The sequence below is a fragment of the Lysinibacillus sp. NPDC097287 genome (genome assembly GCF_044761695.1).
Taxonomy (GTDB): Bacteria; Bacillota; Bacilli; order Bacillales_A; family Planococcaceae; genus Lysinibacillus.
In genome coordinates this window covers 460394-472118 of sequence record NZ_JBIWCX010000002.1, presented here as the reverse complement: position 1 = coordinate 472118, position 11725 = coordinate 460394, and the positions used below count along the sequence as shown (strand labels likewise).

Below are 11725 nucleotides of genomic sequence, written 5' to 3'. Positions count from 1 at the left end.
CTTTCATATAGAACGCGCGTCTGAAACCTTTCGTTTTATATGCAAACTATTTTAAAATAGAGAGCTGCGGATTAACGATTTTTTGTGCTTCACGAACAGATGCTGTAGCGCCCGTACGTGTAAGTTCTTTAATGCCATACGGACGAATTAATTCGATAAAGGCATCAATTTTTTCAGGATGACCAACCACTTGATATGTCACAACATTTTTTGCTGTATCGATAATTTGTGGACGGAATGGTTCGACGATTGAATTCATTTCAAGCCGAACATTTGGTGGTGAAATAACCTTCACAAGCGCTAACTCACGAAGCACGATTGATTTATCGGTAATATCATTGACTTTTAAGACGTCAATTTGCTTCGATAATTGCTTCACGAATTGTTCAATTTTGCTTTCATCTTCAACATGAACGACAAATGTCATTTTTGAGAAGTTTGGCTGCTCTGTATGACCAACTGTGATGGATTCAATATTGAATTGACGCTTCATAAGTAAACCTGTTACACGGTTTAACACACCGCTTTGATTAATCACTGTTACTGTTATTACTCGTTTCAATTCTTTTTCACCCCAATCATTTCATGTAAGCCCTTGCCTGGTGCAACCATTGGGTATACACATTCAAGCTGTTTTACGCGGCAATCGATTAACGCTGGCTCATCTGAGAGAAGTGCCTCACGGAAAATACTCTCCGCTTCATCGATTGTGTTAATGCGGTAACCTTTAATGCCGTATGCATCCGCTAATTTCACAAAATCAGGCTGGATTGGCATTAGTGAAGATGAATAACGCTCTTCATAGAATGTTTGTTGCCACTGGCGCACCATTCCAAGACAGCTATTATTTATAATCACGATTTTTACTGGTAAGTTAAATTCTTTTAATAGGGAAAGTTCTTGTGCAGTCATTTGGAATCCTGCATCCCCTACAATTGAAACAACTTTTTTGTCTGGCTTCGCAAATTGGGCGCCTATAGCGGCTGGGAAGCCAAAGCCCATCGTACCAAGTCCACCAGACGTTACCCATCCGTGATCATTATTCAGGCGGTAATACTGTGCAGCCCACATTTGATGTTGACCAACGTCTGTTGTAACAATGGCTTCACCTTCAGTGATTCTATGCACAAGCTCCAATGCCTCTTGCGGTAGAACTTCTGTGTCGCCAGCTTCTTTGGAATACCATAATGGATATTCGTTCATGTGATCTTGTAAATAAGAAAGCCACTCTTCTGTTTGCGGACCTTTAAAATCTTTCTTTAGTAAAGATTTCAGTGCTTCTTTCGCATCCGCTACGATCGGAATATCTGTCGGTACATTTTTTCCGATTTCCGCAGGGTCTATATCGATGTGGATAATTGTTGCGTTTGGTGCAAATGTTGCTAAATTCATAGTTAAACGGTCATCAAAGCGGGCACCGATATTTAGTAGTAAATCGGCTTTTGTAATAGCCCTATTGGCAGTTGCTGTGCCGTGCATCCCCGCCATACCAAGGAATAATTCATGTTCACCATGGATTGAACCAAGACCTAGTAACGTGTTTATCACTGGAATACGATATTTTTCAGCAAAAGTTGTTAATTCCTCACGAGCATCCGCAAATAGTACGCCTGCACCAGCAAGTATTACTGGATTTTGCGCTAATGAAATCGCTTGGATTGCTTTTTGAATTTGTAAATAGTTCGGTTTGTATGTTGGTTGATAGCCAGGTAAGTAAATCTCATCTGGTGCTTGAGGTGGGTTCTCTACATCAAACAGCATTTGAGAAACGTTTTTCGGGAAGTCAACAACAACCGGACCTTTACGACCAGTATTCGCGATATGGAACGCTTCTTTTACGATACGCGGGATATCATTTACATCTTGCACTTGATAGTTGTGCTTGGTAATTGGTGTTGTAATTCCCATGATATCTGCTTCTTGGAAAGCATCAGTACCGATTACTGAAGTCGCCACTTGACCTGTGAAAATAACAAGTGGGATGGAGTCAATCATTGCATCTGCAATACCTGTTACTAAGTTCGTCGCCCCAGGACCACTTGTTGCAATTACGACACCCGTCTTATTAGACACACGTGCATACCCTTCTGCAGCGTGAATCGCACCTTGTTCATGTCTTGTTAAAATATGGCGGATTGGATTTTTGTACATCGCATCATAAATTTGAAGTACAGCACCACCCGGATAACCAAAAATAATATCTACACCTTGATCATGTAGCGCCTGTACTAAAACGTCGGCACCATCTTCAGGTTTATAGGTTTGTTCAGCTTGTGCTTCAACTAATTCTTCTTTTTCATTTAACGAAATATTCGCACTCATTAAAATACGCCTCCCTCATTTAGTTAAAAATAAATACTATTTCAAAGTCGTGAAAATAATAAAAAGCCTTTTTCTCCGCACGCAAAGAACAACCTTACGTAGGGATGAAAAAGACTTTTCATGGTACCACCCTTGTTTATAGCAAATATTTGCTACCTCGCGAATAAATGAAAGCATTTATGAACCAATGCAATAGTGCATCCAATTCGGTATCATAAATCATTTATTCATTAATAACGAGCACTTCGATTATGCCCGAAGCTATCTAATGGCGATCACGCGTTTAATAGCTCACTCCGAGGGGATGTCGGATCTAGTTGTATCGCCGGCTTCCAGCACGACCGGCTCTCTGGTAGATACAAGGCTCTAGAACCTTTAACCTCATCAACGTTTTAAAGTATTTTATTTTCTTTTAGATTTTCATCACGCCGCCAGTAGAGGCGCTTGTCACTAATTTCGAATATCTTGCTAACCAGCCACGTTTGATTTTCGGCTCAAAGACTGGCAATTTCGCTCGACGTTCTTCTAAAACTTCCTCTGAAACTTCTAAGTTAATTGTACGATTTGGTAGATCAATCGTAATAATGTCACCATTTTCGACTAAAGCGATTGGACCGCCTTCCGCAGCTTCTGGTGAAATATGTCCAATAGAAATACCACGAGATGCACCTGAGAAACGCCCGTCTGTTATTAACGCAACTTTTGTACCTAACCCTCTACCTTGAATAGCAGAAGTTGGAGCAAGCATTTCAGGCATCCCTGGGCCACCTTTAGGTCCTTCATAACGAATGACGACTACGTGACCCTCTTTAACTACTCCGTTATCAATATTTTCTTGTGCTGCTTCTTGTGATTCAAAGACGATTGCTTCGCCTTTAAATACCTTAATTGAAGGATCTACTGCACCAACTTTGATAACAGAGCCGTCTGGTGCGATATTTCCGAATAATACCGATAAACCACCGACTTGGCTATAAGGGTTTTCTTTTGTACGAATAATTTGATTATTTGTAATATGGTAATCCTTTACAAGGTCACCCATTGTCACACCTGCAACAGTTGGACGGTTAGGATGAATTGCGCCAGGAATATGTGCTAATTCATTAATGATTGCACTTACGCCACCAGCTTTATTGATATCATCCATTGAAACATCAGAAGCTGGCATGATTTTTGCTAAGTATGGAACACGCTCTGCTACTTTATTAATCTCTTCAATGTTGTAATCAATTTCCGCTTCATTTGCGATAGCTAATGTATGTAATACAGTATTTGTAGATCCACCCATCGCCATATCCAGTGCAAATGCATCGTCGATTGCTTCTTTTGTAATAATATCGCGAGGTTTAACGTCTTCTTCTATCATACGGACTAATTGTTTTGCCGCTTCCTTAATGAGCTTATGACGCTCATCAGATGTTGCTACGATTGTACCGTTACCTGGAAGAGCTACTCCTAACATTTCCATTAAGCAGTTCATCGAGTTCGCTGTAAACATCCCTGAACATGAACCACATGTTGGACATGCGTTGTTTTCAATATCTAGTAACTCTTCTGCAGACATATTGCCTGATTTATGAGCACCAACACCTTCGAAAACAGAAGTTAAAGAAAGTTGTTTACCTGATGCAGAAGTACCTGCCTCCATTGGACCACCTGATACGAAAATTGATGGTACGTTAGTACGAACTGCTGCCATTAACATCCCTGGTGTAATTTTGTCACAGTTTGGAATGTAGAACACACCGTCAAACCAGTGTGCATTGATAACTGTTTCTGCGGAATCAGCGATAATTTCACGGCTTGGTAATGAATAACGCATACCAATATGCCCCATTGCGATTCCATCATCTACTCCAATTGTATTGAATTCGAATGGGATTCCACCCGCTTCGATGATTGCTTCTTTGACAACATCTGCAAATGTACGTAAATGAACGTGACCTGGAATAATGTCGATATAAGAGTTACAAACCCCAATAAATGGTTTGCCTAAATCTTTTGCTTTTACTTTGCCAGTTGCATATAAAAGACTTCGATGTGGCGCACGATCTACGCCTACTTTAATCATGTCACTTCTCATTTTCAAACGCCCCTCATTATTGCTATCGATTGCTGTATCCGTTTCTATATACAAAATGTTCTGTCTTTTTAAATTTTGTTAATAATCAAGTGCACTTTCATGCGACTGTCTGTTGAAACGAATGTATTAAATTGTTGTTATCATAGTACGAAAAACAGGGTCTCGTCAACACTATTTTTTGAATTGTTTAAACAATTCAAAAAATCAACATACTTTGAAATCGTTTTCATGCTGAATAAGCATAGCTTTTATCTCGAATTGATAAATATTTTGACATTTCAATGAAATTTAAATTTTTTAAAAATAAACAACATTCAAATAGTGGATTATCCATTTCTGTAGTGTTTAATGCACAAATAATTTCTTCAAATAGTTTGTCATGAACACATCATCTGGGTCATATTGAGCTCGTAAAGCTAAAAACTCCTCTACATTTGGATATAGTTCTCGCACATATCCTGCTGATAAATGATTTTGTTTCCCCCAATGCGGACGTCCATTATACTTCTTCATCATCGTATGTACCCATTTGAAATAGGGCTCCTCCGACATTCCTTTATACATATGAAAAGCAATAAACGCTGATTCCTCCCCTTGTGTTGGACTTAAAAATCCTGCTTCCCCCGCTGTTGTACGGCATTCTAAAGGGAAATGAACATTGAATGCACCACTAGTAAAGGTGTCGTGTATTTCCTCCATACATGCCTCAAATTGTGTTAATGGAATTGCATATTCGCTTTCTTGGAACTTTACACTACGAGGGGACGGATAAATTTCATAGCTTATGCCTGTCTTTTCACCTTCCACGACACTAGCTGCAGATAACTTACTTATAGTACCGCTTAATGAAGGCCTCCATTTACAAAGTTCTGAAACCGCAAAGAACGCGCCATTTTCGACTATTTGTAACTTCAGTGTTTCAACCCGCTTACTCCATTCACTTTGAAAAACAGGTGCTACAGCATTCATCCTCTTTACTTGAATCGTTTCACATCCAGGGAAATAAAACCATTCAATATGCCGATTGCACCGAATATCTGCCGCAAATGTTGTAAGTCCATTTGATAATGGCTCTCGGGTTCCTACATAATGTAAACTGTAAAGTGGCATTACTTTAAGCGTCACTTTCACAAGTACCCCTAACATTCCAAGGGATACATGCAACGCCTCAGAGAACGCATCCTCTCCCCGTGTATGCTCCCTGTATTCTCCTGTACCATCCACAAAACCCCAACGCATCACAGTAGAAGATAAAGAACCCAGTGTTACCCCTGTGCCATGCGTCCCTGTAGAAACCGCTCCAGCAATTGTTTGCTCCTGAATATCTCCCATATTAATGAGTGCAAAGCCATGATTCGCAAGCAATGGTCCAATTTCATATAAATACGTCCCTGCCCATAATGTTGCCTCTTGCTTCTCTTTGTCGAGATGAATGAGGCCGCGTAATTCATGTAAAGATAACGCAATATGCTCTGGCATAGCTACCGCACTAAATGAATGCGCTGCACCCGTCACACGGATTGTTTTCTTCTTTTCGCGTGCACCCTTCACAATTGAAGCAACTTCTTCTATAGAACGTGGCAAGCACATTTCTCCTGGATATGAAATCATATTGCCTGCCCAATTCGTCCACTTACCGCCATCTCTCCACTTGTCTACAGAAAACATTGTCCATTCCCCCTATATGTTGTGTATGGTCCTACGTACTTATCCCCTCTTACCCCGTGTAATACTTGAAATCTTTCACAAAGTTCACCCGCCTTCGCATGACGGAAGTATATCGTGTCACCGATGTCTACCGCTCTTTCTTTCAGTAGTATCGGTGTTTGCACTTCTCCAGCTCCTTCTAAATCAAGAAATGCAAAATGAAATGGTTCATAAAATACTGGTAATCTATCAGCTCCTATTGCTCCTGAAGCCGTATAACCACCGCCATGACAAACGACAATGTTCTTATCAGGCTTTCTGGTCACACATAGCGCAAAACCAGCAGCCTTTGCTAACTGCAAATGGGTAAATTGATCAAAAAGCGCTGGTGCATAAAATGCAGAACCAACTGTGATTTCTGTCACTTCTTTTTGCTGTGCTGTATACGTCATACTGCCCGAACCACCTCCGTTTACAAAACGTAAATCTGGAAAGTATGCTTTTATATGTGCAATGGCAAATCTACGAAACTGCGTAACTTTCTTTTTCGCTTGTGCTTGCATCGCTGCAATTATTTTTCCCTTTACTGCACTGATGGGCTTGTTACCCACTCCTGCAATTTGTGCCTCGTATCCCATTGCCCCAACAACCTTGATATAAGGTTCATTTTTCACATATTCTAAAAACGGCGTAAGTTGCTCCAGTGATTGAAGCGAAGAACGTTTCGTACCGAAGTACAACATTTTAAAGTCCGTTGACATATTCACATCAATACAAATTGGTACTGTAACGTCCATTTCTCCGCCAAGCTTTGCTAAAAATGCAACATGCTCGGGTCTATCCACCATAAACGTTACAGTTTTTCCTTCTTTAACGAACTTCAATAAATACCGAACAGATGCTTCTTCCATAACCGGATATCCAAGTAATACATCATCAAAATCTTGTTCCAATAAAAAAATAGTTTCAGCTGCCGTAAATGTCATCCACCCTTGCGTATTTTCAAGATGCTGCCGCAAATAACGCAAGACCTCCACTGAACGTACAGATTTTGTTGCAATGCGTATCTTCTTTTGCTTACAAGCTTGTTGCACCGTCAAAATATTTTCATCGAGTGCATCGAGGTCCAACCATGCAAAAGGACGCTCTATCTTCGTAAATACGCGATCAAACCTTGTTGTCATTTTAATAACCACCTTTTTTACATATGTTATATGCATTAGACATATTTGCTAAAAACCCTTTATTTGAACATAAAAAAAGCAACCGTAAGTGACTTTGAAAATGTCTTTACGATTGCTTTAATATAAGATTAGCATTTTACTCACCTTTCTAGTTATTTTTCACGAGATTACGATACGAATAAAAATTCAACAGCTAAGTTCAGCATAACTACCATATGTAGTGCAGCAATGACCAAACCTTGACGATCTAAGCGTTTCATAACAGCCATATCCATAATTACCACCTCACCTTTTACACATTATACCAGTGACAATGTTAATTTGCAAAATAATCTGAATATTACAATAAGTTCATTTTTCTGACAAGACACCCCTGTTATGGCATGATAAAAGTGTATAAATACCTAAAGGAGTGTGGAATAAATGAAAAAAGCTTTACTTGTAATCGATTATACGTATGATTTTGTAGCAACTGACGGAAAATTAACATGTGGAGAACCTGGTCAAGCATTAGACAATCATATTGCTGCACTAATTGAGCAATTTATTGACGAAAAAGAAATGGTCGTATTTGCGAATGATTTACATGAGGAAAATGACAACTATCACCCTGAAACAAAACTATTCCCGCCACATAATATTCGTGGTACTGCTGGACGAAACTTATATGGCAAAGTAGGCGAAACCTATGCTGTACATAAAGAAAAAGTTTTTTGGCTCGATAAAACACGCTATAGTGCATTTGCAGGAACGAATTTGGCTTTTCTTTTAAAGGAACGAAACATCGAAGAAATTCATTTAGTTGGTGTTTGTACAGATATATGTATTTTGCATACTGCAGTGGATGCATATAATCAGGGTATTCAAACTGTGATTTATGAGAATTGCGTAGCAAGTTTTGATGCTGCTGGACATGACTGGGCGCTAAGACACTTTGAGCATACATTAGGAGCTAAGGTTATAAAGTAATTATGACCAAAAGCCCGATAATTATTATACAAAATTAAAAACAGCAATTTTACGTTTAACATCTTCTTATTAGGGCACAATTAAGTAATCGCCATTATGTCTAATATTTAAAGGAGATGAGTGATATGTTTAGCTTCATTTGGTTTTTAATTATCGGAGGCGTTCTAGGTTGGCTCGCTGGTGTTATTATAGGGAAGGACGTTCCTGGTGGCGTTATCGGGAATATTATCGCAGGGATTATCGGTTCTTGGATTGGCAGTATGGTACTTGGTAACTGGGGCTGGCAAGTCAGTGATTTCTACGTATTCCCAGCGTTAATTGGTGCGATCGTCTTAATCTTCATCGTAAGCCTTGTTTTAAAAAGTATGAACAAAGCAACATAAACATGCAAAAAGAGCTATCCATTTTGGGTAGCTCTTTTTTACTTAAAGCATTGATTGTATCTTACTTATTTATGTATTGGGTAACACCGCTTCTTTGATTTCAGTATTAAAACCATTATATAAATTATAAAAGTATAATACATCCTCAACATACTTATCACTATGATTATAGTTGAACACAGCTCGTTTTAAATCGCCACTTGCTGCACCGTATTTAGATAAATAATTCGCTGCACTGTAAACGGCATCTTCGATATCATATGGGTCTGCTTTGCCATCTCCATTAGCATCAATGCCATAACCACCATACTTTTTAATCGTTGCTGGATTTTTCAATTCAGATGATGAAATATCCCCTTTTCCAAGACCTGAACATGTTGGATGGTCCCATCCAACAAATGTACAAGGCATAAACTGCATATGCCCTTCCGCTCCTGCTGGTGATACGAGAGATTTCATCGTCGAAAATCTAGTTTCAATTCTATGATGAGCAGCAAGTAGCGTCCACGGTACACCGTATTTTTCTTCGGCGGCTACGTATACCGAAATATATTCTTCTGGAATTTCAATGTCAAAATTTTGCTGGATTTCAGCTAGTGCTTTACGTTGTTCTAATTTTTCGAAGATCGATAATGTTTGAAGCTCTTTCCACGCAAAAAAAGCGAGCACATACGCCGTAATGGATACAGGGATGAGTAAAAATATCATGCCTAGTTTTGTCGCTGGTGAAAGGAATGGTTTTTTTTGTTTCTTTTTCTTCATATGTCACACCTATATTTTTGTAGTTACCTTAAATATTAACAAATTTTAAGGGTGTGTGCGGAAATTTTTTAAATAACTCCATTTCTCCTATGATTATAGTTGAATAATAATGGGGAAACCTATAAAATAAGTTTTTGTTTATATAGTCTTTGGATAAATATAGGAGGTAAATTTATATGTGGAAGGATTTTAAAGCGTTTGCGATGAAAGGCAATATTGTTGATTTAGCGGTTGCTGTCGTTATTGGCGGCGCATTCGGTAAAATTGTCACATCCTTAGTAGAAAATATCATTATGCCATTAGTCGGTGTACTAACAGGTGGCGTTGATTTAACAACAAGCTTCGTGTACGGCTCAGGAGATGCACAAGTTAAATTAGGTGTATTTTTACAATCCATCATTGATTTCTTTATCATTGCCTTTGCAATTTTCTTAGCCCTAAGACTCATGGCAAAAATTTCCCGTAAAAAAGAAGAAGCTTTAGTAGAAGAACCTACGCCAGCACTAGATGCAAAAGAAGAATTACTTAAAGAAATTCGAGACCTATTAAAAAAAGAACAAGCCTAGAGGAAAAAGATTTTATACAATTAAGGTGTATAAATAAACCGTACTTGATTTTTGCTCCGAGCGGACGCTTTCCGCGGGCTTGGCTTCAATCTCCTCGTCACTACGTTCCTGCGGGGCTTTCCGCTCAAGCTCATCCCGCTGGAGTCGCCACTCTCCGCAAAAATCAACTATTCTCCATATAAATGACGAGGCGACAAGCTGAAACAAAAATAATATTCTATTAGGGCTATGATAAAGTGCTAATAAGATTATAGGGTTTCTCATTTTTTATGCTAGGCAAGACCCGCCACGTAGACTTCTGTGGGAAAGCGAGACAGGCGAGACCCCGCAAAAATTGCACTTGTGCAATTTGAGGAGGCTCGGCGCTCGCCCACGAAAAGCGAAGTGGTGGTGCTTGCCGTTTTTACAACTATACAGCGTTATGCAAACAACACCGTATTTGCATACAGTCAGAAGCAATTGCACAATGCAATTGCTTTTTTTATTCCAATTAAATCTTTAAACATTTATAATCTCTTTAATTTTCTGAAATCACCTTGTTCTTCTTGTATTAACATGGTAAATTGATAACAATTATAGAGAATACTATATATTTTGATGATTGCGTTATTTACTTACCCTGTAAGAAGTCGGGCCCATTAACGATACGTGGGCCCGTTCTATATATTGATGAAGAAAAGAGTGACGTTATGACAAACAAGCGAAGTATTGAAACAAAGTTAGTGCAACTAGGTAATTTAAGTGATCCTTCAACAGGAGCTGTCAACCCACCAATCTATTTATCGACAGCTTATAAACACAATGGAATCGGTGAATCTACTGGTTTCGACTATACACGTACAAAAAATCCAACACGTTCGATTTTAGAGGCTGGTATAGCAGATTTAGAGAGTGGCGACGCGGGCTTTGCCTGTAGCTCTGGCATGGCAGCTATCCAACTTGTGTTATCACTCTTTAAACCTGGTGAAGAATTAATCGTTCCAGATGATTTATATGGTGGTACATATCGTCTCTTTAATTTCTTTAAAGAAATGTACAACATTAATCCTGTCTACTCAAAATTTGAGTCGGTAGAACAAGTAGAATCATTAATCAATGAAAATACACGTGCCATTTTCATTGAAACGCCAACAAATCCATTAATGCAAGAATTTGATTTAGCTATTTACGCAGAGCTAGCACATAAGCATAACGCTTGGCTAATCGTCGATAATACGTTCTATACACCGTATTTCCAACGCCCAATTGAATTAGGTGCTGATATCGTCCTACACTCAGCAACAAAATATATAGGCGGTCATAATGATGTTTTAGCAGGCTTGGTTGTTTCTAAAGGTGCCGAACTATCAGAACGAATTGCGTTTATCCATAACGGTAGTGGCATGGTACTTGGCGCAATGGATTCTTGGCTATTAATTCGTGGATTAAAAACAATGCACCTTCGCTTAAAACAGCATGATGCAAACGCTAAAGCAATTGCAGCTTACTTAGAACAAGAAGAACTTGTAACAGATGTATTATATACAGGTCAAGGTGGAATGCTTTCGTTCCGCTTACAAAAAGCTGAATGGGTAGATGCATTCCTACGCAATATGAAGCTTATTACTTTTGCTGAAAGTCTTGGCGGTGTGGAAAGCTTTATCACCTACCCTGCTACGCAAACACATGCAGATATGCCTTATGAAGAGCGCGTTGAGCGTGGTGTTTGTGACCGCTTATTACGCTTCTCTGTAGGAATTGAAGAAGCTGAAGATTTAATTACAGATTTGCAGCAAGTATTTGATACGCTTAGAAAAGAGGCCTAAAAGT

The 11725-nt window shown here is 39.0% G+C and carries 10 protein-coding genes; 4 read left to right on the top strand and 6 right to left on the bottom strand.

Annotated elements, in window-relative coordinates:
• Positions 1-46: 46 nt before the first annotated feature.
• The 5 genes from ilvN to ACIQ2D_RS05270 all read right to left on the bottom strand — a co-directional run bounded on the left by ilvN (position 47) and on the right by ACIQ2D_RS05270 (position 7236).
• On the bottom strand, positions 47-562 hold the full coding sequence (ilvN, locus tag ACIQ2D_RS05290) for an acetolactate synthase small subunit (RefSeq protein WP_402860480.1): 516 nt from the start codon (positions 560-562) through the stop codon (positions 47-49).
• Complete coding sequence (gene ilvB, locus ACIQ2D_RS05285) at positions 559-2322, bottom strand: biosynthetic-type acetolactate synthase large subunit (RefSeq protein ID WP_402860477.1); 1764 nt, start codon at positions 2320-2322, stop codon at positions 559-561. Before ilvB ends, ilvN begins: the two co-directional genes overlap by 4 nt.
• A gap of 412 nt (positions 2323-2734) precedes the next feature.
• Complete coding sequence (ilvD, locus tag ACIQ2D_RS05280) at positions 2735-4405, bottom strand: dihydroxy-acid dehydratase (protein WP_402860474.1); 1671 nt, start codon at positions 4403-4405, stop codon at positions 2735-2737.
• Between the two features lie 345 nt (positions 4406-4750).
• Entirely contained in the window at positions 4751-6073 is a 1323-nt protein-coding gene (locus ACIQ2D_RS05275; protein ID WP_402860471.1) for a D-arabinono-1,4-lactone oxidase, read from the bottom strand.
• Positions 6061-7236 carry an amino acid deaminase/aldolase gene (locus tag ACIQ2D_RS05270; protein WP_402860468.1) on the bottom strand — a complete coding sequence of 392 codons (1176 nt, stop codon included), beginning with the start codon at positions 7234-7236 and terminating at the stop codon, positions 6061-6063. The genes ACIQ2D_RS05275 and ACIQ2D_RS05270 overlap by 13 nt, the downstream gene beginning before the upstream one ends.
• Before the next feature lie 423 nt (positions 7237-7659).
• On the opposite strand from ACIQ2D_RS05270, the gene ACIQ2D_RS05265 reads away from it, so the two are divergent.
• Together ACIQ2D_RS05265 and ACIQ2D_RS05260 are read left to right on the top strand one after the other, a co-directional pair.
• Positions 7660-8205 carry a cysteine hydrolase family protein gene (locus ACIQ2D_RS05265; RefSeq protein ID WP_402860465.1) on the top strand — a complete coding sequence of 182 codons (546 nt, stop codon included), beginning with the start codon at positions 7660-7662 and terminating at the stop codon, positions 8203-8205.
• A 125-nt stretch (positions 8206-8330) separates the two neighbouring features.
• A complete protein-coding gene (locus tag ACIQ2D_RS05260; protein ID WP_402860462.1) occupies positions 8331-8588 on the top strand; it encodes a GlsB/YeaQ/YmgE family stress response membrane protein in 258 nt (85 codons plus the stop codon).
• Between the two features lie 69 nt (positions 8589-8657).
• Here ACIQ2D_RS05260 and ACIQ2D_RS05255 read toward each other — a convergent pair whose 3' ends face one another.
• A complete protein-coding gene (locus ACIQ2D_RS05255; protein ID WP_402860459.1) occupies positions 8658-9350 on the bottom strand; it encodes a lytic transglycosylase domain-containing protein in 693 nt (230 codons plus the stop codon).
• A 176-nt stretch (positions 9351-9526) separates the two neighbouring features.
• Between ACIQ2D_RS05255 and mscL the strand changes: the two genes are divergently transcribed.
• Entirely contained in the window at positions 9527-9916 is a 390-nt protein-coding gene (gene mscL / locus ACIQ2D_RS05250) for a large conductance mechanosensitive channel protein MscL (RefSeq protein WP_402860456.1), read from the top strand.
• Positions 9917-10605: 689 nt separating this feature from the next.
• Positions 10606-11721, top strand: a complete 1116-nt coding sequence (locus ACIQ2D_RS05245) for a methionine biosynthesis PLP-dependent protein (RefSeq protein ID WP_402860453.1) — start codon at positions 10606-10608, stop codon at positions 11719-11721.
• Positions 11722-11725: the final 4 nt, after the last annotated feature.

Coding starts and splice junctions, on each gene's coding strand:
- ACIQ2D_RS05245 (WP_402860453.1), top strand. CDS start 10,606: ATGACAAACAAGCGAAGTATTGAAACAAAGTTAGTGCAACTAGGTAAT.
- ilvD (WP_402860474.1), bottom strand. CDS start 4,405: ATGAGAAGTGACATGATTAAAGTAGGCGTAGATCGTGCGCCACATCGA.
- ACIQ2D_RS05265 (WP_402860465.1), top strand. CDS start 7,660: ATGAAAAAAGCTTTACTTGTAATCGATTATACGTATGATTTTGTAGCA.
- ACIQ2D_RS05255 (WP_402860459.1), bottom strand. CDS start 9,350: ATGAAGAAAAAGAAACAAAAAAAACCATTCCTTTCACCAGCGACAAAA.
- mscL (WP_402860456.1), top strand. CDS start 9,527: ATGTGGAAGGATTTTAAAGCGTTTGCGATGAAAGGCAATATTGTTGAT.
- ACIQ2D_RS05270 (WP_402860468.1), bottom strand. CDS start 7,236: ATGACAACAAGGTTTGATCGCGTATTTACGAAGATAGAGCGTCCTTTT.
- ACIQ2D_RS05260 (WP_402860462.1), top strand. CDS start 8,331: ATGTTTAGCTTCATTTGGTTTTTAATTATCGGAGGCGTTCTAGGTTGG.
- ilvB (WP_402860477.1), bottom strand. CDS start 2,322: ATGAGTGCGAATATTTCGTTAAATGAAAAAGAAGAATTAGTTGAAGCA.
- ACIQ2D_RS05275 (WP_402860471.1), bottom strand. CDS start 6,073: ATGTTTTCTGTAGACAAGTGGAGAGATGGCGGTAAGTGGACGAATTGG.